Here is a 24,090-nt window from a genome sequence, read left to right as displayed (position 1 = left end):
CCATCGAGGTCAGTAGGCGGACGGCACGCCGAGGTACTCCTCGAGGGTCAGCTTCTTGGCGTGAAGGTGCGACGCCACCTCCACACCGACGTAGCGCAGATGCCACGGCTCGTACGCGTATCCCGTGACGCCGGTCTTCCCGCGCGGGTAGCGGACGATGAAGCCGTAGGTGTGGGCATTGCGCGCGACCCACTTCCCCGCCGCGGTGTCGCCCCACGACTGCGAGATCGAGTTGACGTCGATCGCGAGACCCGTCTGGTGCTCGCTGTGGCCGGGGCGCGCGGATCGCAGCTGTGCGGTGGCGAAGCCGTACTGACGGACTTTGGCGGCGTAGACCGACTTCTGCGACGCATAGGACCGGAAGCCCGAGATGATCCGCAGCGGCACTCCAGCCTTGCGGGCCGCTGCCTTCATCTTCGCGAAAGCGGAAGTGAGCTCCGGACGCAGCCCGTTGCCGAATGTCGACGGCAGGGGCAGCGACTTGTTGACGATGAGGATGCCGCGGATGTAGGTGGGCTTGGCCGGCGCGACGGTGGTCACGCGGGGTGAGCCGGCCGCGCGCCATTGCGTCGCGGTGACCGGAGTGAGGTGGCCGCGGAACCGATGGAAGATCTGCCGGCCGACGTCGAGGCGGACGAACGAGTCGCCGGGGATCCTCGGCCTCACCGCGAGGCGGGGCGAGCCGGCGGCTTTGTACTGCGCCGCCGACAAGCGGACCACCTGATCGACGGCCGAGTCGTTCTTCTTGTGGGGCCAGGTGACGAGGGCGTAGGGGCCCGACCACGTCGTCTTGACGTACACGGTGGGAGCCACCGCGACCCTCGGAGAACCCGCGTTCTTGTACTGCGCGCTCGACAGCGCCCGTCGGGAGCCGTCGGCGGCCACGAAGGACACGCTCTTGCTCCACTTCAGCCGGTAGTACCCGCCGTAGACGGTCTTCGCCGAGGGCTTGCCGGCAGCGGCGTACTCACGCGCGGTGAGCTTGTGCCCCCGGCCGTCGGGCGTGCGGACGTAGCGATCGGTGCCGCTGGATGCGTAGCGGAAGTACGTCGAGGTCGGCACCTCCGCGACGGTGGTCACGCGCGGCTTGCCTGCGCTCGTGTACTGCGAGGACGTGAGGGTCACGACACGATCGACCGCCCGGTCGTCAGCACGGTGAGGAAAGGTCACGAGCGCGTACCGGGACGGCGACCACGCCGCCTTCACATAGCGGATGGGCGCGACCCGCGACGACGCACCGGTCTTCTGCCACTGAGCCCTGCTGAGGGAGCGCACCGTGCCGTCGGTCCACGACTGGTAGACCGTCCCGGCCATCCACGGCAGCGTGAAGTAGCCGTACACGCTTCGCGCAGGAGCCGTCGGCGTCGGCGTCGGCGTGGCTGTCGGGCTGACGGTCGGCGACGGCGCGGGCGCACCGTCCTCCGCCACGGCGGTCTGGGGGACGACGGCGAGCGCGACGATCATCGCCGTGGTGATCGCCAGCGTACGCAGAACGGAGGAGCGGGCCATGTGTCGCTTCCCGGGCGCTCGGGTACGCCCTGTGGTCGCGGAAAGACTACACGGGGCCGGGACGGGGCGATACGGCGACGGGGTGGGAGGCCGAAGCCACCCACCCCGTGAGGACGCCGAGAGCAGCGCCTCTGTCAGGCCTGGAGCGATCCCTGAAGGTCGAGCGTGATCGTCACGTCCTTGCCGACGAGCACCCCACCGGTCTCGAGAGCAGCGTTCCACGTGAGACCGAAGTCCTCACGGTTGATGACCGTCTTGGCGGTCGCGCCAGCCTTGTAGTTGCCCCACGGGTCGGTGCCGAAGCCGCCGAACTCCAGCTCGAACGTGACGGGCTTGGTGACGCCGCGGATGGTCAGGTCGCCGTCGACGAGGAAGTCGCCGCCCTCGTAGCGGACACGGGTCGAGACGAAGTCGAGCGTGGGGTAGGTCTCCACGTCGAAGAAGTCGGCGGAGCGCAGGTGGTTGTCACGCCCTTCGTCCTTGGTGTCGATCGAGGCCACATCGACCGAGGCCTCGACACGGGCCTCGAGGGGGTTCTCCGGAGCGATGATCGTGGCGCTCTTGACGGCGAACGTGCCCCGCACCTTGGAGATCATCATGTGGCGGACGCTGAAGGACACCTCGCTGTGGGAGGGGTCGAGCACCCACGTACCAGCCTTGTAGCCGGGGACGTCGATGGTGGCGGAAGCAGTGGATTCGGTCATTGGTCATTGCCCTTCGTGACGGAGGTCGTGTGCGGGATGAAACGCGGGCCGAGGAGATCTATTCCCGCGCATGCAAAAAAACTCGGAACGACTGTCGGATGCGGTTCATCCCGTCGACGCCGATGCGAGGAGGGGGTGGCGCTGCGCGCACCACCCCCTCCTCGACGATCATCGTCAGCCGACGGCCAACAGGTCGATGATGAAGATCAGGGTCTTGCCACCGAGGAAGTGCCCGCCGGCAGGGCCGTAGGCGAGGTGGGGCGGGATGACGAGTTCACGCCGACCGCCGACCTTCATCCCCGGAATCCCGTCCTGCCAGCCCTGGATGAGACCGCGGAGGGGGAACTGGATGCTCTCGCCTCGGCCCCACGAGGAGTCGAACTCTTCGCCGGAGTCGTACTCGACCCCCGCGTAGTGGACGGTGACGGTGTCGCCCGGGGCGGCTTCCGGGCCGTCTCCGACGATGATGTCGCGGATGACGAGCTCCGACGGCGCGGGGCCGGAAGGGGCGTCGAACTCGGGCTTGGTGCGGTCGTCAGTCATTCCCCTATCCAAGCACGCCCAGGAGAGCGGGAGGACGGCGGCACGGCCCCTCTTGACAGGCTCGACGGCGCGCCGGGACAATGACCGTAGGCCAACTCAGCGCCCGGGAGTCACGCAGGCATCGCCGCGGCACCGGGCGCTGAGTCCGTCTTGCCGAGTCTTTCCGGCATCCGGATCCCTCCGGCTCCGCCGCGCCCGCGCACGAGCGAGCGGTGTCGCGCCGTCTGCTGTCAGGGCCCGAGGAGAGCCGCGCGGGCGGAAACCGCACGGGCGAGGAAGATCCGCTCGTCGTCGATCGCACGCGCGTCTCGTCCCGTGATCGCCCGTTGGCGCGCTGCGGCCAACGACGTCGACTCCCGGATGAACGCCTTCATGCGGGCGGAGCGGTCGCCCGGCAGCGTGCGCGCCCAGGCAACCGCCGCCCGGCGTCCGCGAGCGGTGGCGAGCATGTCGCGCTCTGCGGGGCTGAACCAGCCGGCGACGACATAGTCATCCAGCCGCTCCCAGGTCAGCCGCGACTCCTCCCGACGAAGCAGGAGGACCCCGATGACGAATCCGATGAACAGCGGAACTTGGAGCGTCACGTACAACGCGAAGAAGTCCGCGAAGACCGCGGAGCCGTTCCACAGCCCGTGGAGAACGATGCCGCCGACCATTCCCGCGATCCACGGACCGAGGGCCGCGCCCGGACGCGCGCCCGCGCGCGCCGCCAGCCCCAGGGCGTATCCGGTGACCGACGTGAACATGACGTGAGCGAACGGCGAGAGGATCCCTCGCAGGGCGAACGTCGTCGTGGTCGCCCCCACTCCCCCTTCGAGGAGGCTCGTCGCGAAGTACAGGATGTTCTCGGTGAATGCGAAACCCGCCCCCACGAGGGCTCCGTAGACCACGCCGTCGACGGGACCGTCGAAGGCGCGACGTCCGAAGAGGAAGATCGCGAAGACCCCCAGCCCCTTGGCCACCTCCTCCACGATGGGCGCCTGGATGACGGCCGACAGCGCATCGGCACGCGCGGGGTCGATGACTCCGAGAACGGGCGCCACGAGGAGGTCGACCAGGAGGGCGAGCCCGACCGCGATCACCGCACCCCAGGCGACGGCCGCGATCTTGAGGCTGCGGGGCTCGGGCTCCCATCGGTCGACGAGGTGGACGGCGAACAGCACTCCCGTCAGGGGAAGGAGGGCGAGCACCATCGCGACCACCGAGGCCGCCACGCCGAGGAACGTCAGCAGGTAGGCCGCGAGCCCCAGGGCGGCGACCACGACGATCGCGAACAGCCAGAGCGGCGCGGAGCGTCCTCGACGCGATGGCGCGGGGGGCTGCACCGCCAGATGGGGCGCCGCGGCGGGGACGGGCGCGGGCGCGGCATGAGGCGGCTGGGCCAGCGGGGACGGAAAGGCCATGGGGCTCAGCCTAGGCGTGGCGCCCCGCGTCGCACGGCCCGGACGGCCGACGACACCGCGATCCGCAGCGATCCGCGCCGCACCGGCTAGCCTGGACTGATGCGCTTCGCCCACGTGACCTCGGCCGCGTCCGACGCTCCCCACCTGGCCATCGTGCGCGACGACGACGTCCTCCCCGTGGCCGGGCTGTTCGACGGCGCCCCCGATGACCTCCAGTCCCTCATCGACGGCGGAGATGCGCTGCTGGCTCGGGTGCGCGACGCGTCGGCAGCGGCGACCGCGACGCACGGCACTCCTCTCGCCGAGGTGGGCTGGGCCTCCGCCGTCAGCCGCCCTCCGGTCGTCCTGGCCGTCGGACTGAACTACGCCGCACACTCGAGCGAACTCGGGTTGAAGGCCGACAAGGCCCCCACGGTCTTCGTCCTGTGGCCCGGCTCCCTGACCGGGCACGATGCCACGACGACCTGGCCTCGCACGCTGAGCGAGTCCGTGGACTACGAGGCAGAGCTCGGCGTGCTGATCGGGCGTCCCGCCAAGGACGTCTCGGAGGCGGAAGCGCTGGACCATGTGTGGGGCTACACCGTGGTCAACGACATCACCGCGCGGGACATCCAGTTCTCGGAAGCGCAGTGGTCGCGGTGCAAGTCGTTCGACGGCTTCACCCCCACCGGTCCGGTCGTGGTCACCGCCGACGAGATCGACGACCCGCAGGACCTCCACATCTGGGCGATCGTCGACGGGCAGACGGTGCAGGACGCCACGACGGGTCAGATGATCCGATCCGTGGCCACGCTCGTGTCGCATCTGTCACAGTCGGCGACGCTCCTGCCCGGAACCCTCATCTCGACCGGCAGCCCCGGCGGTGCCGGGTACTCGCGGGATCCGCAGATCTTCCTCCGCGACCGCTCGACCGTGACGGTCGGGATCGACGGCATCGGGGCGCTGACGACTCACTGCCGCATCGTCGGCTGACCGGGCCACCGGCTCATACGACGAAACGCCGGACCCGTGGGCCCGGCGTTTCGTGCAGATGGCCTCAGGGGCAGGTGACGGTGGTGCCGTCGGTGAGCTCCCAGACGCCCGAGCCGAGATCGGCGCACGCGTTCTGCCAGATACCGACACCCATCGCGATGAGGATGCCGACGATGATAAAACCGATGATGTAGAGGGCCGTGAAGATCCAGCCGAGGATGATCGCGACCTTCGCCGGGGTGTTCTCGACGCCCGCGGTCTTGCTCTGCGAACGTGCCACATAGCCGAGGATCAGCCCGATGACCGACGCGAAGAAGACGACTACGAGGGCCACGATGCCGAGGGTCTTGCCGGGAACCGGCGCATCCGGCCCCGGGTACCCGCCGGCGTTGTAGGCGGGCGCGGCAGGCGGCGCGTTGTACGCGGGTGCCGCGGGCGGCGGGTTGTACGCGGGCGGGGTCTGCGGCTGCTGCGGATTCTGGGGATCGGTCATCGGTTCTCCTCCGGGGTCGTGCCGGTCGACCGGCAACGATGACGTTAGCGCCATTGGAAACCCACGCGCAAAGGGGAGCCCGCGCACGGAGCGAGCGGCGGGGCGGTCATCCCTGTCGCGCTCTCAGCCCTCGACGACGTTCTCCGCGGCCTGGACGATCGGAATCGCCTGCGTGATCGCTTCCAAGCCCGACAGGCGGGCCGGCGACAACTGCTTGTCGACCTCTTCGCGCGTCATGAGTCCCGCCTCGACCACGAGATCGCCGACGTTTCGGTGGGTCAGGAGCGCGGTCTTGGCCAGCGCTGCCGAGGCCGCGTAGCCGATGAACGGCGTGAGGGCGGTCACGACTCCCACCGACGACCCCACCATCGCGCCCAGCCGGTCGCGGTTGGCGGTGATGCCGTCGACGCAGTTGAGTCGGAGGGTGCGCATGCCGCGCCGCATCCACGTGATCGACTGGAAGATCGAGTGGGCGATCACCGGTTCGAAGGCGTTCAGCTGGAGCTGGCCGCCCTCGACGGCCATCGTGACGGTGAGGTCGGCGCCGGCGACGGCGAAGGCCACCTGGTTGACCACCTCGGGGATGACCGGGTTGACCTTGCCCGGCATGATGCTCGACCCGGCTTGCTGGGCGGGCAGGTTGATCTCGCCGAGGCCCGCCTGGGGGCCCGAGGAGAGCAGGCGGAGGTCGTTGCAGATCTTCGACAGCTTGATCGCGTTGCGCTTGAGCGAGGACGAGAAGGACATGAACGATCCGGTGTCGCTCGTGGCTTCGACGAGGTCTGCCGCCGTCGCCAGGTCCAGGTCGGTGATCTCGCGCAGATGCCGGAGCACCGCGGCGGAGTATCCGGGGTGCGTCGTGATCCCCGTTCCGATCGCGGTGGCACCCATGTTGATCTCGTAGAGGAGGTAGGCGTTCTCGGTGAGGCGCTGGTGGTCGTAACCGAGCGTCGTGGCGAAACCGTGGAACTCCTGCCCGAGCGTCATGGGAACGGCGTCCTGGAGCTGGGTACGGCCGATCTTGAGTACGTCGTGGAACTCCACGGCCTTGGCCAGGAACGATTGCCGCAGGAGGTCGAGCTCTTCCAGAAGCGTCTTGAGGTCGAGGCTCAGACCGATCTTCACGGCCGTCGGGTAGACGTCGTTGGTCGACTGGCTGCGGTTGGTGTGGTCGATGGGAGACAGGAACGCGTAGTCGCCCTTCTCGCGCCCCGCCATCTCGAGCGCGATGTTGGTGATGACCTCGTTCGCGTTCATGTTCGTCGAGGTTCCCGCACCGCCCTGGATCACCCCGACGACGAACTGATCGTGGAACTCCCCATCGATCACCCGCCCGGCGGCGCGATCGATGAGGTCCGCACGCTCGTCGTCGAGGACGCCGATCTCTCGGTTCGCGCGAGCGGAGGCCTGCTTGACCATCGCGAGCGCCGTGACGAGATCTTTGTAGACGGAGATGGGACGCTGCGAGATCGGGAAGTTCTCGAGCGCTCGGGCGGTGTGGATCCCCCAATACGCGTCGGCGGGGATCTCCAGCGATCCCAGGGAGTCGGTCTCGGTGCGGGTGCGCGTCATTGCGTCCTGAGCCATGGGTAGGAGTCCTTGTGGGTCTCGAAGGGTGGCGGAATCCCTCCGAGCCTAGCCCGCTCTGGCGGGGGCGACGATGTACTGCGTGTACATCGTCGCCTCGCCCTCTGTACGTCGCGGCGGTATGCGCGTGGCGGCGCCGCACCGCCGGACTCAGCGTCCGAGAGGCGTCATGTCCGAGTAGCGGTCACCGACGGGGGCGTCGAGGGCCCCGAGGCGGCCGAGTTGCGCCTCCGTCAGCGCGAGCGCGTCGGCGCCCACATTCTCCTCGAGTCGCTGCACGTGCCGGGTGCCCGGAATCGGAGCGATGTCGTCACCCTGGGCGAGAAGCCACGCCAAGGCGACCTGGGCCGGAGTCGCCTCGGCCTCCGCAGCGACCTCCTCGACCGCCTCGACGATCCGGAGGTTCTGTTCGAGGGCGCCTTCGACGAAGCGGGGGTTCGTCTTGCGGAAGTCGCCGTCGGGCAGGTGGTCGACCGACCGGATGGCACCCGTGAGGAAACCGCGGCCGAGAGGCGAGTAGGGGACGAAGCCGATCCCGAGCTCGCGCAGGACGGGGAGCAGTTCCGCCTCCGGATCGCGGCTCCACAGCGAGTACTCGGTCTGCACCGCCGTGACCGGATGCACCGCGTGCGCTCGACGGATCGTCTCGACCCCCGCCTCCGACAGTCCGTATCCGCGGATCTTCCCCTCCTGCACGAGCTCGGCGAGCGCCGCCGCGGTCTCCTCGATGGGCGTGTCCGGGTCCATGCGGTGCTGATAGTAGAGGTCGATGTAGTCGGTGCCCAGGCGCCGCAACGACCCCTCCACGGACAGTCTCACGTTGGCCGCAGAGCCGTCGAGCCCCGGTCGATCGCCGTCGGTGTGCCGGATCGTGCCGAACTTCGTGGCGACGATCGCCTCGCTGCGCCGCCCGGCGAGCGCGCGTCCGAGCAGCTCCTCGTTCACGTACGGACCGTAGATCTCCGCCGTGTCGAGGAAGTTCACGCCCAGGTCCAGGGCCCGATGGATCGTGCGCACGCCGCCTTCGTCGTCTTCGCGCGCCCCCGCGTAGAACGCGCTGATGCCCATGAGGCCGAGACCCAGTCGGCCGATGCGGGGGCCTGCGGCACCGAGGTGGATGGTCTTCATTCGCGTGTCTCCTTCTGCCGATAGACGGCGATCTTGTGGTCGATGGCGGCGAGGCTCGCCGTGATCTCCTCGAGCTGCGCAAGCACCGCCGTGCGATGTCGTAGCAGCAGGTCGAGACGCTCCTCCACCGACGACTCCCCCGCCCGCACCAGCTGGGTGTAGAGGCGGATCGTGGAGATCGGCATGCCCGTGGAGCGGAGCCGGGTGAGGAACTGCACCCACGTGACATCCGCCGGGCTGTATCTGCGGTGTGTCGAGGATGCCCGGTCGACAGGCGTCAGCATGAGCCCGGCACGCTCGTAGTAGCGCAACGTGTGAGTCGACAACCCGGTCGCCGCAGCGGCGTCCGAAATCGAGAGTCCTTCGTGGAGGAACGTCATGTCCTCACGCTAGAACTTAGAGCGCACTCGAAGTCAAGCGGAGGGACGCGGCGCCTTTCGGGAGAAGGCTGCCAGCCGTTCCTCGGGTGTCAGCTCGGCCATCTTCGCGACCCACTCCGCAGAGAAGTGCTCGGCGGTCTCGGCTGCCAGCACCGGCACCACCGCGTGGGTGATCACGTCGTCATACACGTGCACCAGGTGGAAGGACTGGCCGGCGTCCATGCCGTTGACCGACGCGGGAGGTCGCTGCAGGTTCATCGTGTAACAGGTCGCGGCCGCGACGCTGACCGGAATCCCCGCAAACGTCCCGCTGGTGGAGTAATGCAGGTGGCCGGCCAGGATCCCCCGCACGTCGGAACCCCGCAGCACGGCGGCGAGCTCGTCCTGCCGGCGAAGCTCGAGGATGTCGAAGAACGGGATGTGGGAGGGCAGCGGCGGGTGGTGGAGGGCGATGAGCGTGCCCTGCGGAGCCGGATCGGCCAGCACATCGCGCAGCCACGTGAGCTGCGCGTCATCGAGGTCGCCGTGGTGCCAGCCGGGCACGGACGTGTCGAGCGCGATGAGACGGAGACCGTCGAGGTCCCACACGCCGGTGACCGGGGCGTCGGAGGCCTCCTTGCCCAGGAGAGCGGACCGCAGAGCCGGTCGCTCGTCGTGGTTGCCCGCCACCCAGACGACCGGGGCACCCAGGCGTGCGGCGAAGGGCTCCACTCGACGACGGAGGTCGCGGTAGGCCTCCGCCTCCCCCAAGTCGGTCAGATCGCCCGTGAAGACGAGGGCGTCGGGGCGGACCCCGGTCCGCTCGATCGCGGCGAGCGTCGCGTCCAGGTTCGCCGCCGTGTCGTACCGGCCTCCGAGGGGAGGGTTGCCCGCGAGCAGATGCGTGTCGCTGAGATGGATGAGCGTCTTGGCCGCTCGGGGATGGCGACCGAACTGCACCTCGGGTTGGGAGCCGCTCCGCGAGGCGGGTTGGGAGCCGCTCCGCGAGGCGGGTCGGGAGCCGCTCTGCGAGACGGGCTGTGATCCGCTCCGCGCGGCCCCGGTCGGTGCCGCGTCGCGTCGCGCGGTGTCGTCAGCAGTGCCGTCCATGCTCCCAGCCTAGAAGCCGCCCGGGACAGTCGCGGGGCGCCGACGCTTTCCGATCAGTGCAGCACCAGCAGGAGGAGACCGCCCAGCACCGCGAGCGCGGAGACACCGAAGGACGCGTACGCACCCACCAGCGCGACGCGCTTCTGCCCGTCGGTGAGCGGACTCTTCTTCGCCGCCTTGACGGCCGCCTTCGCGGCGCGGCGGGCTTCCTTCTCGGTGATGACGGTGATGGCGTCCGTGAACTCGGCGGGCGCGACCACCGGTGCACGCCCGGCACGCACGAGCAGTCGGAGACCGATCGCGTAGAAGCCCACGACGAGCGAGGCACCCACGAGCGCGGCGGCGAAGACCGCGAGGAACGCGGCCCAGTCGATGTGGACGATCACTTCTTGCCCCCCTTGCCGTGCGAGCCCTTCTCGGGTGCCTGACTCTTCGACGCGGCGGCGCGGGCCTTCTCGGCGGCGCGCTTGTCGTCGGCGGCCTTCTTCTTCTCGCCCGCTGCCTTTTTCGCGTCGGCCTTCGCCTTCGCCTTCCGCTCGGCCTTCTGCCGGGCTTCCTCTTCCGCCTTCTGCCGCGCCTGCTCACGCAGGATGGCGCGCTGGCGACGCGTGGGCGGCGGGTTGCGCTTGACCTTCACGGCGTGGCCGGAGTCGGCGACCTCGCTCATCGCGTTCCCGGCGTGAACCGCGTTGCGTCGCGAACGGGCGAAGATCGCCAGGATGATCACGAGCGCGATCAACGCGCCTACCGTGACGCCCCAGATGTCGCCGAGCCACACGACGATGAGGGCCGCGGCCGCTCCGACGGCTCCGGCCGCAGGAAGGGTCAGCACCCAGCCGACCGCGATGCGTCCGACCGTGCCCCAGCGCACCTTCGAGCCGCGACGGCCGAGGCCCGATCCGATCACCGACCCCGACGCGACCTGCGTCGTCGACAGGGCGAAGCCGAAGAAGCTGGAGGCGAGGATCGTCGACGCGGTCGACGACTCGGCCGAGAAGCCCTGCGCCGGCTTGACGTCGGTGAGGCCCTTGCCGAGGGTACGGATGATGCGCCAACCGCCCATGTAGGTGCCGAGGGCGATCGTGAAGGCACAGGCGAAGATGACCCAGAACTGCGGATCGGCGTGCTCGCGGTCCTGCATTCCCGCCGTGATCAGCGCCAGCGTGATGACGCCCATCGTCTTCTGGGCATCGTTGGTGCCGTGCGCGAGCGCCACGAGGGAGGACGTGAAGATCTGCCCCCACCGGAAGCCGTCACGCCCGTCGGGCTTGTTGTCGTAGCGGCGCGTCACGGCGTAGGCGATCTTCGTGACGACGAACGCGATCACGCCCGCCGTGAAGGGGGCGATGAGAGCCGGCAGCACGACCTTGCTCAGAACGACGCCGAAGTCGATCGCCGCAGCGCTCATCGTTCCGACCAGGGTCGCGCCGATCAGCCCGCCGAACAGCGCGTGGGAGGAGCTGGAGGGAAGACCCAGGAGCCAGGTGAGCATGTTCCACGTGATGGCGCCGATGAGGCCGGCGAAGATGATCGGGAGGAAGGTCGACGCGTCGATCCCGTCCTCTCGGATCATCCCGTGGGAGATGGTCTTGGACACCTCGGTGGACAGGAACGCCCCCACGAGGTTGAGGCCGGCGGCCAGGAGCACGGCGACCTTGGGCTTGAGAGCGCCGGTGGCGATCGGGGTCGCCATGGCGTTCGCCGTGTCGTGGAATCCGTTGGTGAAGTCGAAGAAGAGTGCCAGCGCGATCACCAGCACGACGATGAAGACTGCGGCTTCCACAGTTCGCTTTCCGTCAGGAGGAGTGGGGTGGGCCGACCACTGTCGGCGGCAGCGAACGAAGAGTTCACCGTGGGTTCAGGTTCCGGCAACCGGACGAGGAAAATCCTCGCACATTCGCCCGCGATCTCAGAACACGGGCGACCGGTGAATTCCGTTCCGTTAGCGTGGGACGGTGAGCACCGCGCAGCCTCCCGTCGCCCCCACCCGATCGACCACCCGCAGCCACCACGGCGACGATGTCGTCGATCCGTACGAGTGGCTCCGCGCGAAGGACGACGCCGACGTCATCGCTCACCTGGAGGCCGAGAACGCCTACACCGAGGCGCGCACGGCTCACCTGGCGGGACTGCGTTCCCGCATCTTCGACGAGATCAAGGGCCGCACGCTCGAGACCGACCTGTCGGTGCCGGCGCGCCGTGGCGACTGGTGGTACTACGGGCGCACCGTGGAGGGCAAGCAGTACGGCATCCATTGCCGGGCGCCCCTCTCCTCTCCCGATGACTGGACGCCTCCGGAGCTCGCCGCCGACGTCCCCATCGTGGGCGAGGAGGTTCTCCTCGACGGCAACGTCGAAGCGGACGGGCACGAGTTCTTCTCCCTCGGCAGCCTCGAAGTCTCCACCGACGGCCGCCTCCTGCTCTACGGCGTGGATGTCGAAGGCGACGAGCGCTACACCCTGCGGATCCGGGATCTGGCGTCCGGGACGGACCTCGACGACGTCGTGACCAATACGTCGGCCGGCGCCTCGTTCTCCCCCGATGGCCGGTTCGTCGTCTACACGACGGTCGACGACGCGTGGCGCCCCGACACGGTCTGGCTGCACGAGATCGGCACCTCCGCCGACGACGACGCGCGCCTGTTCCATGAGCCCGACGAGCGCTACTGGGTCGGTGCCGGGTTCACACGGAGTGACCGCTACCTCATGATCGAGGTGGGGTCTTCCATCACCTCGGAGGAGTTCCTGGTGCCCGCCGACGATCTGCGGGCGGAACCGCGCGTGGTCTGGCCGCGTCAGGAGGGCGTGGAGTACTCCTCGACGCACGCGATCGTCGACGGCGAAGACGTCCTCTACGTGCTGCACAACGACGGCGCACTCGACTTCGAGCTCGTGCAGGTGCCGGTGGCCGACCCCTCCGGTGCGCGTCGGATCGTCCTCCCCCATGTTCCGGGTCGCCGTCTGCTGGATGTCGCGGCGTTCCGCGACTGGGGTGTCGTGTCCTACCGCCGCGACGGCCTCCCTCGGCTCGGCGTGCTCGACTACGCGAGCGCGGCCGTCTCGGAGATCACCTTCGACGAGCCGCTGTACACCGTCGGTACCGCGGGCAACCCCGAGTGGGCGCCCCCGCTCCTGCGGATCGGCTACGGCTCGTTCACGACCCCCGGAACCGTCTACGACTACGTCGTGGCCACCGGCGAGCTGCTGCTGCGCAAGCAGCAGCCCGTGCTCGGAGGCTACGACCCCGCCGACTACGGCCAGGAGCGCATCTGGGCGACCGCCGACGACGGCACCCGCATCCCGCTCTCGCTCGTCTGGAAGCGGTCGTTCGGCGCCCCGGGTGATTCGCCGCGCCCCGTCCACCTCTACGGCTACGGCTCGTATGAACACTCGATCGAGCCGGGCTTCTCGGTCGCCCGACTCTCGGAACTGGATCGCGGCGTGGTCTTCGCCGTCGCCCACGTGCGCGGCGGGGGCGAGCTCGGCCGGCAGTGGTACGAGGACGGCAAGCTTCTCCACAAGCGCAACACCTTCACCGACTTCGTCGCGTGCGCCCGTCACCTCGTCGACGGCGGATGGACCACGCCGGACCGCCTGGTCGCTGAAGGCGGCTCGGCCGGCGGTCTCCTGATGGGCGCGGTGGCCAACCTCGCCCCCGAGCTGTTCGCGGGCGTGCTCGCCGACGTGCCCTTCGTCGACGTACTGACGACGATCCTCGATCCGTCCCTCCCCCTCACCGTGATCGAGTGGGACGAGTGGGGAGACCCGTTGCACGACGCCGAGGTCTACGCCTACATGAAGTCGTACACGCCCTACGAGAACGTCCGCGACGGGGTCTCCTACCCCCGGATCCTCGCGACCACCTCCCTCAACGACACGCGGGTGCTGTACGTGGAGCCGGCCAAGTGGGTCGCGCGTCTGCGCGAGGTCGGCGCCGACGCCCTCCTGCGGTGCGAGATGGTCGCCGGTCACGGTGGGGTGAGCGGGCGGTACAACGCGTGGCACCAGCGCGCCTTCGAGCTCGCCTGGCTCCTGGATGTGCTGGGCGTCGCCGACTGACCGATCCGTCCGCACGGCTGCGCAGGAGATCTCCGGTGCACAGGAGCCGCCCTGCCCCGACGGCCTGATCAGCAGATATCGCCTGATCAGCGGATACCGCGAGCACCCTCAACGGTCGCGACCTTGCGCCACAGCGGCAGCGATGACCCCGAGAACATACTCGGGGTCGAAGAACACCTGGGCGTAGTCGAACCGCAGCACGGTGTACCCGCGGAGCACCAGCCGCGCATCCTGGCGCAGATCCGCCCGACGCGCGGACGACGTATGGAACGCGAAGCCGTCGAGCTGGACGACGAGATGCCTGCCGATGAGGACGTCCACCCGATGCCCGTCGATCGCGACCTGCGGGCGCACATCCAGCCCGAGCTGGCCGACGAGGAGCACGAAGCGTGTCTCCAAGCCGGAGTCGGACAGGTCACCGACGCGGTCGGCGAGGCGACGAGCCGCTTCGCTCTGCCACCTCACCGCCTTCAGCGTCTCGACGGAGACGTCCCTGCGTCGGATCGCCGACTCCCACACCGCGAGCGCGTCGCCCAGAGGAAGGCACCGTGCGACCTAGAAAGGGACGTTCAGCAGGGGGTCGCGCGAGGTGGTCCGTGCCACGGGCGCGGGCCCCGGTGGCCCAGTGGAGCCGAACACCCTCGGTTGCATTGCGCGACGCGGTGGGCGCCACCGCCACGTGCACCGCCGCACCCGCGTCGGGGGGAACCCACAGCCCTCGGCGTGCGGCCTCACTGATGCACCTGAGGCGCCCTCCCGCGTCCGCAGCGAGTCTCACCGACGGCGGCGCATCCGACCGTACGAGCCAGTTCTTCCGCGCACGCACGACCCCGCCCCGCCCGAGGGCGATCCGGATCCCGTGGGTGGTGAATCCCACGGCCCGCGCCTCAGCCGCGTGCGCGGAGCCCCCGCGCTCGGACAGCCAGACCGGAAGCTCCTCGGGTGCGCGCATGCCTCAGTGTCGCCCGAGGGCCTTCTGCCTCCCGCGCGGACACGATCCGCGCCTCCACCGCCCCTCCGACACGTCCTGGGGAGGAGCCGACGCCGTGGCCGAGGCGAATCGCCGGGTACACGCACCGCAGGCGATCTCCCCTGGACAGGAGGATCTCCACCGAAGAGTCCTGTGCAGCGGAGATCGCCTGCGCGGCGCCGGTCCCGCTCAGCCGAAGAGTGCGGCTGCTTCCTCGTAGCGGTACAGCGGCACGGTGTTGAGCTCGCCGAGGGCTTCGGCGAACGGAACCCGGACGATGTCAGTGCCCCTCATCGAGACCATCTCGCCCCACGCGCTCTCGACCACGGCATCGGCGGCGTGGAGGCCGAGACGGGTCGCGAGGACGCGGTCGAACGCGGACGGCGATCCGCCTCGCTGGATGTGGCCGAGCACTGTGGCGCGGGTCTCGATGCCCGTGATGCGCTCGATCTCCGGAGCGAGCACCTCGCCGATACCACCGAGGCGGGGGCGGTTGAAGGCGTCGAGCCCCTTGTCGCTGAACGCCTCGTCCTGGCCGATGAGCTTGAAGCCCTCGGAGACCACGACGAGCGGGGCACGTCCACGATCGTGGGCCTTCTGCACCTGGGCCGCGATGTCGTCGAGCGACATCGGCACCTCCGGGATGCAGATGACGTGGGCGCCGGACGCGATCCCCGAGTGCAGCGCGATCCACCCGACATGGCGACCCATGACCTCGGCGACCATGCAGCGCTGGTGGGAGTCACCGGTGGTGCGGAGGCGGTCCATCGCGTCGGTCGCGATGTTGACGGCCGTGTCGAAGCCGAACGAGTAGTCCGTCGCGCGCAGGTCGTTGTCGATCGTCTTGGGCACGCCCATGACGTTGATCCCGTCGCCCCACAGGCGGTTGGCCGCCGCGAGCGTGCCCTCGCCACCGATCGCGATGATCCCGTCGATGTGGTGCCCGTAGAGCGTCTTCGCGATGTTCTCGGCACCGCCGCGCGGACCCTCGTAGGGGTTGGTCCGGCTGGTGCCGAGGATCGTGCCGCCGACCTTGGACAGACCCTTCACCTCGTGGCGGGTGAGCGGGAAGAAGTCGCCGTCGACGACGCCTCGCCAGCCATCGCGGATGCCCACGAACTCGATGTTGTAGTTGGTCGTGCCCTTGAGCACGACGCCGCGGATGACGGCGTTCAGACCGGGGCAGTCGCCGCCGCTGGTGAGGATGCCGATCTTCATGGGGAGATCCTTCGGGTGTGTCGATGATTCGGGTGTTCCGAGCGGCACCATTGCCTCGCACCGACCCTATCGCCGGATGCGTGGTGGTGCCAGCGAGCCCGCCGTCGATAAACGGCGAGGCTCAGAACGCCCCCAACGCCTGCCGGAGCAGGTGCATGAGCGCGGACAACTGGACCGAGTCGCTGGAGGTCGGATCGAGCTGGTCACCGTCGAGGGCGCGCTGCGCGAGGCCCTGCTTGGAGTCGATGAGCTCGGCGATCTTCGTGTCGATCGTGTGCGCCGCGATGATCCGCCACGCCGTGACCGGCTCGTCCTGGCCGATCCGGTGCACCCGGTCGATCGCCTGCGTCTGCTCGGCCGCCGTCCACGACAGCTCTGCCAGGACGACGTTCGAGGCGGCCTGCATGTTGAGCCCGACTCCCGCGGCGGTCAAGGAACAGACGGCGATGGCCACATCGGGATCGCCGTTGAACGCGTCGATCGCCTGCTGACGGGCAGGGGTCGACTGATCGCCCCGGATGGACACGGTACGAAGGCCGGCCGCCGCGAAGTGCGCCTCGGCGGCGTCCATCACGTCGATGTGCTTCGCGAAGAAGACGACCTTCCCGACCGAGCGCTGCAGCTGCACGGCGTAGTCGGCCGCCAGCAGAGCCTTGGCCTGACCGATCTTCCGCACCATCGTGAACACGTTGTCGGCACCCGTGCCCGCTGCCTTGGACTCCTCGAGCTCGCCGTGGGCGACGAGCCGGACGATGTCCTCGTCGATGTCGTCGAGCACGACCGTGTCGCCTCGCGCCTCGATGATCCGGCGGTACTTGGCGGCCAGCCGCTGACCGAGCTCCTGCTCGGCGGCCCGGATGGAGCGACCGAACTCGTCGTCGAGCTCCACGGGGAGATCGGCGATGAGCTTGTCGGGGAGATCAGCGGCGACGTCCTTCTTCTTGCGACGCACGATCCCGAGGGAGATGACGGCATCGCGCGCCTCGGGATAGAACGCCTTGTCGGCCGGAGTGAGGCCGGTCGCGTCGAGCTTGGCCATGAGCTCCGGACCGGGCTTCTCGCCGTTGGTCCAGCCGAGGAAGCGCCAGATCGCGTCGAAGTCCTCGACGTCGTTGATGAGCGGCGTACCGGTCAGCGCCAGCATCAGCGGATCACGGACCTGCTCGCGGATGCGGCCGGCCAGCGCGAGCACGTTCTGCGAGCGCTGGGACGTGAGGTTCTTGATGAAGTGCGCCTCGTCGACCACCATCCCCCGCAGTCCCAACGAGCCGAGCCAGGAGAGGTGCCGGTCGAGGACCTCGTAGTTGACGATGAAGACGTCGGCGAACGCATCGACCGTGTCGCCGTCGCCGTGGATGACGGTGGCTCGCCGCTGCGGCGTCCATCGCTCCACCTCGCGCGCCCAGTTCATCTTCACGACGTTGGGGACGACGGCCAGGAGCGGGTAGGCGTCCGCGACCGAGGCCGCGAGCACAGACTCCGCCGTCTTCCCGAGACCCGGCTCGTCGGCCAGCAGGAACGAGCGGTGTCCGGCCCGCACCGCCTCCAGGAATCGCGACTGGTGGGCCATGATCTCCAGCCCCTTGGGAGAGAGCCGGTCGAACTCGGGCACCGGCGGAAGCTCCATCGAGGCGGCCCCGCCCCCGGCGCCCATCTCGAACGCCTTGTACAGCGGACCCATGAGCTCCCAGCCGTCGAGCCGGCGACGCGGCGCCTCGGCCGGCGCACGCAGCGCGAGATCGGGCGCCAGGAAGGGGTTGGCCTCGCGGCGCGCCTCGATCTGCGGCGGCACCACCTGCCGATCGGCGAGGGCGGCGGGCACCACGGGTGCCTGCGCCGGCGCGACGTCGGTGATGATGAGCTCGTCGTCGGGGAGCTCTGCCCCCGACTCCAGGAGCCAGTCGCGGCGCATGCGGCGGGCGACCGGAGAAGTGGCCTGGTCCACTTCGAGGAGCTGGATCAGCGACGTGTCACGCGCGGCCGTCTTCGCGAGGATCGTCGCGACCCCGTCGAGCCGTTTGAGCAGCTCGGCACGCGTCGCGGCGGGAATCTCGGCCTCCGCCTTCACGCGGGCCCGCTCCTCGCGCACGAGGAACGCGATCACCTGGAACTTGACGCGGTTGGTCGGGCCGAGCTTGCCCCGCTGCGCCTTGGCCTCGACCTCGCGCACCTTGCGCGCGAGGATCGGGATGAGGGGGGCCTCGTCGTCTCGACGGGCCGAAGACCCCCGACGACGGCGCGCACCTGCTTTGGCGGCGGTGGTCGAGGTTCCGGAAAGTGCCGTGGTCGGCATGCTCCTCCTGAGCGTAGAGACCGGCCGAAGCCGGTGATGCCCGTCGTGCCACGATCGGGCGGTCGGGTCTGCGGCGGGATGCCGCGTCGTGAGGCGGGATCTGATCCCCCCGGCTGCGGGTACTCGCTTCTGCGAGCTGCGGCGACGGCGGAACGAAACCTCTCGACGATTGTAGCGCCTGTGCGGCCGCGGCGTGGGAAGGGCGACCGGAACCGACGCGAAGCGCCGGTCCGCCTCAGACGCCGAGCGCGACCCGGGTGCGTCGCACGTCGTCGGCCATCTGCGCCCGGAGCGCGTCCACGCCGTCGAAGGCGACCATGCCGCGGATGCGCTGGGTGAACTGCACCTGCACGCGATGCCCGTAGAGGTCGAGCCCGGTCTCGTCGAGCACATACGCCTCGACCTGTCGCTGCTCGACGTCGTCGAAGGTGGGGTTGGTGCCGACGGAGATGGCAGCCGGGTACCGAGTCACGGCGTGCCCCGCCTCCCCCGGCGCGCCCTCGTCGACGAGCCAGCCCGCATAGACACCGTCGGCGGGAACGAAGCCCTCGGCGTCGGCGGAGAGGTTCGCGGTCGGGTATCCCAGCTCGCGTCCGCGCTGGAGTCCGTGCACCACGCGTCCGCGCATCGTGTGGGGCCGGCCCAGGAGCCGGGAGGCGCCTTCGACGTCTCCGGATCGCAGCGATTCGCGCACCCAGGTGGACGAGACTCGGCGACCGGCCCCCTGGACGTCTCCGACGACGTCGACGACGAAGCCGTGCTCGGCACCCATCCGCGCGAGGAAGTCCGGATCTCCCTCCCCGCCCCGACCGAAGCGGAAGTCGTCGCCCACCATGACGGTGACGGCCCGGAGCCCGTCCACGAGCACACGCTCGACGAACTCCCGCGCGCCGAGACCGGCCAGCTCCGCGTCGAAACGCAGCACGAGCGTCGCATCGACGCCTTCGGCCGCGAGCAGGTCGAGCTTCTGGTCGAGGCTCGACAGCGGCTCGGGACAGCGCTCCGGGCTCAGGAAGCTGAGCGGGTTGCGGTCGAAGGTCACGGCGACGACGCGCGCATCGGTGCCCGCCGCCTCGATCCGGGCCCGGGCGACTACGGCGCGGTGTCCGGAGTGCACGCCGTCGAACTTGCCGATCGCCACGACCGTTCGGCCGAAGTCGGCGGGGACCTCTGCGACATCGTGGAAGACGATCACCAGGACGACCTCTCCTCGACCAGCACAGGCTCGGCGGAGGTCTCTCGCCCGCCCCGGGCAAGCCACCACAGCCCGAGGACGGGGAGGACGAGCGGCACCCAGAAGTAGCCGTAGCCGAACCCCGACCACACCGTGGCGTCGTGGGCGAACAGCTCAGGAACCACGAGGCTCAGGGTCCCGACGACCACGACGCCTGCCAGCTCGAAGCAGATCGCCACCCAGGCCAGGACGTACCACGCACGAGAGCCGGACTTCACCAGCGCGACGGTTGCGAGGATGTACACGACAGCGGCCGCTGCCGAGAGAAGGTAGGCGACGGGGGCGGCGGAGAAGTCCTGCACGATCTGCACGAACGACCGGCCCGTGGCGGCGAGCGCCATGATGGCGTACACGACGACGAGCACACGACCGATTCCGGTCATTCGGGGGCGCGACGAAGACATGACCAGTCAATGATAGGCGGGCGCCATAGCCAGGGGCGTCGCAAGCCCGGACGGCGCGGAGGTACGGACCGTCAGGCCAGTTGCACGGTCCAGATCACCTGCATGCGCCACACCATCACCGCCACCGCGAGGGCGGCGATGCCCATGATCACCGTGCTCCATCGGCTGCGTTCCAGGAGTGCCCATGCGACGGCGGCGGGAGGCAGGAGAAGCGCCGAGACCAGGTAGACCCAGAACTCCAGCGGGCTCCCCGTCGCCGGGTTGCCAGCGAACGGTGCGATGATGCTCATGACGACCTGCGCGATCAGGAGCAGGAGGATCAGTGCGAGTCCGCCGACGGTGACGTCGCCGGGACGCCTGCCCGCCAGTCCCGCGACGACGCACACGAGCCCGACCGCCACGGCGACGCCGATCAGGACGAGCGTGAACCACAGGATCATCCGGCCTCCTCGGGCAGGTTCATGACGCTCTTGAGGTCGCTCCCCCGCCGCTGGACGATCCCGACCAATCGGCCCGCCGGATCGATCGCGGCGCTGATCGGGCCGGGGATGCGCTCGGCCGCGCCGAGCAGCCGCTTCCCATGGCGGAGGTCTCGCGCCTCGTCGGAGGAGACCTCCAAGGCACCGAGCACACGCCGAGCGACGTCTGCCTCGTCGAGGAGCGGCAGGTCGGCGGTGACGTCGGTCGCTGCGCCCGCCACCTCGAACGGTCCGATCCGCGTGCGGCGAAGGGCCGTGAGGTGCCCGCCGACTCCGGCGTGAGCACCGAGGTCACGGGCGAGGGCGCGGATGTAGGTGCCGCTGGAGCAATCGACGCTCACGTCGAGGTCGATCGTGCCGGCATCCGCATCGCGACGGACGCGGGCGACGGCGAACCGCGAGACGGTGACCTCGCGCGGGGCCAACTCGACGTCCTGGCCAGCGCGAGCGAGGTCGTAGGCCCGCTTCCCCCCGACCTTGATGGCGGACACCCGGCTCGGGACCTGAGAGATCCTCCCGGTGAGCGTCGCGACGCCGGTCGCGATCGCCTGCTCGGTGACCGCAGCGACCTCATCGGCGGAGGCACGTGCCGTCTCGACACCGTCGGCGTCGTCGGAGTCGGTGCTCACCCCCAGGCGAATGGTCGCCTCGTAGGTCTTGTCGAGTCCGACGATGAAGGTGAGCAGACGCGTGGCGCTTCCCACTCCGAGGACGAGGAGACCGGTGGCCATGGGATCGAGGGTGCCCGCGTGGCCGATCTTGCGGATGTCGAGCGCGCGGCGCGCGCGGACGACGACGTCGTGGCTGGTCATGCCGCCGGGCTTGTCGACGAGGGCGATGCCGCGGGGCGCGCTCCTCTCTCCCGGCGTCGAGACGCTCAACAGAAGTCCTGGTAGACGCGGGACGGGGCGGCGGGGTCGGTGTTGTCGACGATCACGGACGCGGCGGCGCGCGGGCGGGCGTCCTTCAGGTAGAGCTCTTGACCCTCGCGGTAGCGGCGGTTGCTCTCGGCCGACGGATCGGGATCGGTTCCGTCCCTTTCCGCCATGCGGGCATAGCGGACGTCGAGAGGGGCGTCGAGCCAGATCGACCAGTGCCAGATGCCGCGCAGCTCCGGCCGGTGCAGGAACATCCCGTCGACGATGAGCACGGCATCGCGGGGAGCCGTGACCCACACGGCCGGGCGAGGCTCGTCTCGGACGAGATCGAAGGCGGCCAGCTGGAAGCCCGCGTCGGGTGTGGCTCCGGAGCGGAACGGGTCGATCAGCACGCGCCGGAAGGTCGCCTCGTCGTAGGAGTCACGGTAGAAGCCCTCGGGAGAGGTGCGGCCCCGGGCGTAGCGTTCGGCGCGCGGGCGGTGGAAGTCGTCCATCGACGCACGGAACACCGCCGATCCGTCCTCGCGGAACACGGTCGCGAGGTTGTCGGCGAAGCGTGTCTTGCCGGCGCCGTCTTCGCCGTCCACGGCGATCATCACGCGTCCTCGCGGGTAGGTCCGGCGGGCTTCGTCGCGGAGGGCACGCCACAGCGTGGCAGCGGGGGTGACGGGCAGGCGCACCCGACCAGCCTAGGCGACGGGACGTAGGCTGAGAGGATGCCCGACCTCGCGACGCCGCTGATCGCGTGGTACCGCAATCACGCGCGGGAACTGCCCTGGCGCGCCCCCGGTTTCGGGGCGTGGGGCGTGCTCGTCAGCGAGTTCATGCTGCAGCAGACCCCCGTCGCGCGCGTCATCCCCCGCCTCGAGGCGTGGCTGGGACGCTGGCCGACTCCGGCGGCGCTGGCTGCCGCGTCGCCGGCAGAGGCGGTGACGCAATGGGCGAACCTCGGGTATCCCCGTCGGGCGTTGTGGCTCCACCGAGCGGCGGCGGAGATCACCGCACGCCACGGCGGAGTGGTCCCGCGCGACGTGGACGCGCTCCTCGCGCTGACCGGCATCGGCGACTACACGGCGCGGGCGGTGGCGGTCTTCGCTTACGGTGACCGACATCCCGTGGTCGACACGAACACGCGGCGGGTGCTCGCACGCGCCGTCGACGGGCGTGCACAGCCCGGCCCGCCCAGCCGTAGCGACCTCGCCGCGATGAGCGCGATCCTCCCCGACGACGATGCGGCCGCAGCCGTCGTCAACGCGGCAGCCATGGAGCTCGGGGCCGTCGTCTGCACCGCACGAGTGCCGCACTGCGATCGGTGTCCGCTCGCCGCATCGTGCGCCTGGCGCGCCGCGGGCTACCCCGATACCGGCGACACTCGTCGCAAACAGGCGCGCTACGAGGGCAGCGACCGTCAGGCCCGCGGCGCGGTGCTGAAGACGCTGCGCGACGCGGCCCCGGAGGCCTGCCCCGTGGAGGAGGTCGCGAAGGACTGGCCCGATGCCGGTCAGCGCGATCGTGCGATCGACTCCCTCGTGGCCGACGGCCTGGTCGAGATCGAAGACGGGGTGGTGCGGCTGCCGCGGTGAGCTCCGCTCAGCCGATTCTCCCGGCCCGTGACCCATCGATGCCCCTCGGTGCGGCGTAACCTGCGCGGCATGAGAACCCTCATCGTGGTCGAGTCCCAGTTCGGCAACACTCTCGAGGTGGCCGAGGCGGTCGCCGCCGGCCTCCGCGAGACGGGATCGGCCGAGGTCGTACCCGTGGCCGAAGCCCCGACGACGCTGCCTGACGTCGATCTGCTCCTGGTGGGAGGACCGACGCACGCCTTCTCGATGTCGCGGCCCGCCAGCCGAGAGGCCGCCAAGACCGACGGCGGCGTGGGAACTCCGACAGGCATCCGCGAGTGGCTGGACTCCCTTCCGACGCCGCTTCCGGTCCCCCGCATCGCGACCTTCGGCACGAAGCAGGGACACAGTCGCTGGGGCGGGTCGGCGGCGGCATCGGCAGCGAAAGCCGTGCGCCACCACGCGACCGTCCCCGCAGAGAACGTGGACTTCTTCGTGACGGGCAAGACGGGTCCGCTGGAGCCCGGCGAGATCGACCGGGCGACCGCGTGGGGCCGCGAGCTGTCGCGCTGACCCCCGACGAGCGGGCCCCCGACGAGCCCCTGGAGCGGATCAGTCCTCGTCGGCCTCGCGCGGCTTGACGTAGGGGTCCTCGTCGCCGGCGTAGCTGGCACCGGTCGCGATTCCCGCCACCGCAGCGTCGCGCTCACGTGCCTCGCGGAGCAGGTCTTCGATGTGGCCGGCGTTCTCCGGGAGCGCATCATGGATGAACTCCAGCGTCGGGGTCAGCCGCACTCCGAGCTTGCGGCCGACCTCGCTGCGGAGCATTCCCGTGGCTGCGGTCAGAGCAGCGGCGGAGTCGGCACGCTCCTCGTCGGAGCCGTACACCGTGTAGAACACCGAGGCGTGCTGCAGGTCACCCGTGACGCGCACATCGGTGATCGTCACGAATCCGAGCCGCGGGTCACGCAGCCCCTTCTCGAGGCGCTCGGCGATGAGCACGCGAATGCGGTCGGCCAGTCGGGCCTGACGTTCCGAAGCCATTTCCTTCTCCTTCTTCCACTCTCCCCGCGTCCGCGAGGCGGAGCGCCGGAGACCCCCGCGGAGGCGGGGGCCGGAGGACTCGGATGTCCCTCTGAGGCAATTGGGGCAGGGGCCCCACTCTTGCCGAAGAGGGACATCCGAG

General features: G+C 69.8%; 24 protein-coding genes. 4 read left to right on the top strand and 20 right to left on the bottom strand.

The window, feature by feature from the left end; genetic code table 11:
• Positions 1 to 9: 9 nt before the first annotated feature.
• The 4 genes from QM591_RS05330 to QM591_RS05315 form a co-directional block, all read right to left on the bottom strand.
• Complete coding sequence (locus QM591_RS05330) at positions 10 to 1,509, bottom strand: D-alanyl-D-alanine carboxypeptidase family protein (RefSeq protein WP_415130345.1); 1,500 nt, start codon at positions 1,507 to 1,509, stop codon at positions 10 to 12.
• A gap of 134 nt (positions 1,510 to 1,643) precedes the next feature.
• Positions 1,644 to 2,213 (bottom strand): YceI family protein, encoded by a 570-nt coding sequence (locus QM591_RS05325; protein WP_415130343.1) that lies wholly within the window; start codon positions 2,211 to 2,213, stop codon positions 1,644 to 1,646.
• Positions 2,214 to 2,387: 174 nt separating this feature from the next.
• Positions 2,388 to 2,756: an FKBP-type peptidyl-prolyl cis-trans isomerase gene (locus tag QM591_RS05320; RefSeq protein WP_415130341.1), complete on the bottom strand. Its 369-nt coding sequence runs from the start codon at positions 2,754 to 2,756 to the stop codon at positions 2,388 to 2,390.
• A 230-nt stretch (positions 2,757 to 2,986) separates the two neighbouring features.
• The gene (locus QM591_RS05315) at positions 2,987 to 4,159 is read right to left on the bottom strand and encodes a PrsW family intramembrane metalloprotease (RefSeq protein ID WP_415130339.1); all 1,173 of its coding nucleotides are present in this window, start codon (positions 4,157 to 4,159) and stop codon (positions 2,987 to 2,989) included.
• Positions 4,160 to 4,258: 99 nt separating this feature from the next.
• Here QM591_RS05315 and QM591_RS05310 point away from each other — a divergent pair, with 99 nt between their 5' ends.
• Complete coding sequence (locus tag QM591_RS05310) at positions 4,259 to 5,131, top strand: fumarylacetoacetate hydrolase family protein (RefSeq protein ID WP_415130337.1); 873 nt, start codon at positions 4,259 to 4,261, stop codon at positions 5,129 to 5,131.
• A 64-nt stretch (positions 5,132 to 5,195) separates the two neighbouring features.
• Here the strand turns inward: QM591_RS05310 and QM591_RS05305 are convergent, their stop codons facing one another.
• From QM591_RS05305 to QM591_RS05275, 7 genes are all read right to left on the bottom strand, one after another.
• Positions 5,196 to 5,624 (bottom strand): DUF4190 domain-containing protein, encoded by a 429-nt coding sequence (locus QM591_RS05305; RefSeq protein ID WP_415130335.1) that lies wholly within the window; start codon positions 5,622 to 5,624, stop codon positions 5,196 to 5,198.
• 123 nt (positions 5,625 to 5,747) lie between these two features.
• Positions 5,748 to 7,211 carry an aspartate ammonia-lyase gene (locus QM591_RS05300; protein ID WP_415130333.1) on the bottom strand — a complete coding sequence of 488 codons (1,464 nt, stop codon included), beginning with the start codon at positions 7,209 to 7,211 and terminating at the stop codon, positions 5,748 to 5,750.
• A gap of 150 nt (positions 7,212 to 7,361) precedes the next feature.
• Complete coding sequence (locus QM591_RS05295) at positions 7,362 to 8,339, bottom strand: aldo/keto reductase (protein ID WP_415130331.1); 978 nt, start codon at positions 8,337 to 8,339, stop codon at positions 7,362 to 7,364.
• Complete coding sequence (locus tag QM591_RS05290; RefSeq protein WP_415130329.1) at positions 8,336 to 8,719, bottom strand: MerR family transcriptional regulator; 384 nt, start codon at positions 8,717 to 8,719, stop codon at positions 8,336 to 8,338. Before QM591_RS05290 ends, QM591_RS05295 begins: the two co-directional genes overlap by 4 nt.
• Before the next feature lie 33 nt (positions 8,720 to 8,752).
• Positions 8,753 to 9,808 (bottom strand): phosphodiesterase, encoded by a 1,056-nt coding sequence (locus tag QM591_RS05285; protein WP_415130327.1) that lies wholly within the window; start codon positions 9,806 to 9,808, stop codon positions 8,753 to 8,755.
• 53 nt (positions 9,809 to 9,861) lie between these two features.
• The gene (locus QM591_RS05280) at positions 9,862 to 10,194 is read right to left on the bottom strand and encodes a peptidase (RefSeq protein ID WP_415130325.1); all 333 of its coding nucleotides are present in this window, start codon (positions 10,192 to 10,194) and stop codon (positions 9,862 to 9,864) included.
• The gene (locus tag QM591_RS05275) at positions 10,191 to 11,591 is read right to left on the bottom strand and encodes an inorganic phosphate transporter (protein WP_067162933.1); all 1,401 of its coding nucleotides are present in this window, start codon (positions 11,589 to 11,591) and stop codon (positions 10,191 to 10,193) included. The genes QM591_RS05280 and QM591_RS05275 overlap by 4 nt, the downstream gene beginning before the upstream one ends.
• Positions 11,592 to 11,763: 172 nt before the next feature.
• Between QM591_RS05275 and QM591_RS05270 the strand changes: the two genes are divergently transcribed.
• The gene (locus QM591_RS05270; RefSeq protein WP_415130323.1) at positions 11,764 to 13,866 is read left to right on the top strand and encodes a S9 family peptidase; all 2,103 of its coding nucleotides are present in this window, start codon (positions 11,764 to 11,766) and stop codon (positions 13,864 to 13,866) included.
• 108 nt (positions 13,867 to 13,974) lie between these two features.
• On the opposite strand, the gene QM591_RS05265 is transcribed toward QM591_RS05270, so the two are convergent.
• The 8 genes from QM591_RS05265 to QM591_RS05230 form a co-directional block, all read right to left on the bottom strand.
• Positions 13,975 to 14,331 carry an endonuclease domain-containing protein gene (locus tag QM591_RS05265; RefSeq protein WP_415130321.1) on the bottom strand — a complete coding sequence of 119 codons (357 nt, stop codon included), beginning with the start codon at positions 14,329 to 14,331 and terminating at the stop codon, positions 13,975 to 13,977.
• A gap of 694 nt (positions 14,332 to 15,025) precedes the next feature.
• Positions 15,026 to 16,054 carry an ATP-dependent 6-phosphofructokinase gene (locus tag QM591_RS05260; protein WP_415130319.1) on the bottom strand — a complete coding sequence of 343 codons (1,029 nt, stop codon included), beginning with the start codon at positions 16,052 to 16,054 and terminating at the stop codon, positions 15,026 to 15,028.
• 121 nt (positions 16,055 to 16,175) lie between these two features.
• Positions 16,176 to 18,347: a DEAD/DEAH box helicase gene (locus tag QM591_RS05255; protein ID WP_415130317.1), complete on the bottom strand. Its 2,172-nt coding sequence runs from the start codon at positions 18,345 to 18,347 to the stop codon at positions 16,176 to 16,178.
• A 235-nt stretch (positions 18,348 to 18,582) separates the two neighbouring features.
• Positions 18,583 to 19,542 (bottom strand): bifunctional riboflavin kinase/FAD synthetase, encoded by a 960-nt coding sequence (locus QM591_RS05250; RefSeq protein WP_415130315.1) that lies wholly within the window; start codon positions 19,540 to 19,542, stop codon positions 18,583 to 18,585.
• On the bottom strand, positions 19,539 to 19,985 hold the full coding sequence (locus QM591_RS05245) for a hypothetical protein (RefSeq protein ID WP_415130313.1): 447 nt from the start codon (positions 19,983 to 19,985) through the stop codon (positions 19,539 to 19,541). Before QM591_RS05245 ends, QM591_RS05250 begins: the two co-directional genes overlap by 4 nt.
• A 71-nt stretch (positions 19,986 to 20,056) precedes the next feature.
• Entirely contained in the window at positions 20,057 to 20,425 is a 369-nt protein-coding gene (locus tag QM591_RS05240) for a hypothetical protein (RefSeq protein WP_415130311.1), read from the bottom strand.
• A complete protein-coding gene (gene truB, locus QM591_RS05235) occupies positions 20,422 to 21,345 on the bottom strand; it encodes a tRNA pseudouridine(55) synthase TruB (protein ID WP_415130309.1) in 924 nt (307 codons plus the stop codon). The genes QM591_RS05240 and truB overlap by 4 nt, the downstream gene beginning before the upstream one ends.
• A complete protein-coding gene (locus tag QM591_RS05230; RefSeq protein ID WP_415130307.1) occupies positions 21,342 to 22,022 on the bottom strand; it encodes a uridine kinase in 681 nt (226 codons plus the stop codon). The genes truB and QM591_RS05230 overlap by 4 nt, the downstream gene beginning before the upstream one ends.
• 36 nt (positions 22,023 to 22,058) lie before the next feature.
• On the opposite strand from QM591_RS05230, the gene QM591_RS05225 reads away from it, so the two are divergent.
• Both QM591_RS05225 and QM591_RS05220 read left to right on the top strand, forming a co-directional pair.
• Positions 22,059 to 22,925, top strand: coding sequence for an A/G-specific adenine glycosylase (locus QM591_RS05225; RefSeq protein ID WP_415130305.1), 867 nt, complete (start codon positions 22,059 to 22,061; stop codon positions 22,923 to 22,925).
• Positions 22,926 to 22,994: 69 nt separating this feature from the next.
• Positions 22,995 to 23,477, top strand: a complete 483-nt coding sequence (locus QM591_RS05220; protein ID WP_415130303.1) for a flavodoxin family protein — start codon at positions 22,995 to 22,997, stop codon at positions 23,475 to 23,477.
• 39 nt (positions 23,478 to 23,516) lie between these two features.
• Here QM591_RS05220 and rbfA read toward each other — a convergent pair whose 3' ends face one another.
• Positions 23,517 to 23,948, bottom strand: a complete 432-nt coding sequence (rbfA, locus tag QM591_RS05215; RefSeq protein ID WP_415130301.1) for a 30S ribosome-binding factor RbfA — start codon at positions 23,946 to 23,948, stop codon at positions 23,517 to 23,519.
• Positions 23,949 to 24,090: the final 142 nt, after the last annotated feature.

Source organism: Microbacterium sp., from assembly GCF_047607225.1.
Taxonomy (GTDB): Bacteria; Actinomycetota; Actinomycetes; order Actinomycetales; family Microbacteriaceae; genus Microbacterium.
The sequence above is the reverse complement of the archived record's forward strand: the minus strand, read 5'-3'. Positions and strand labels throughout refer to the sequence as shown.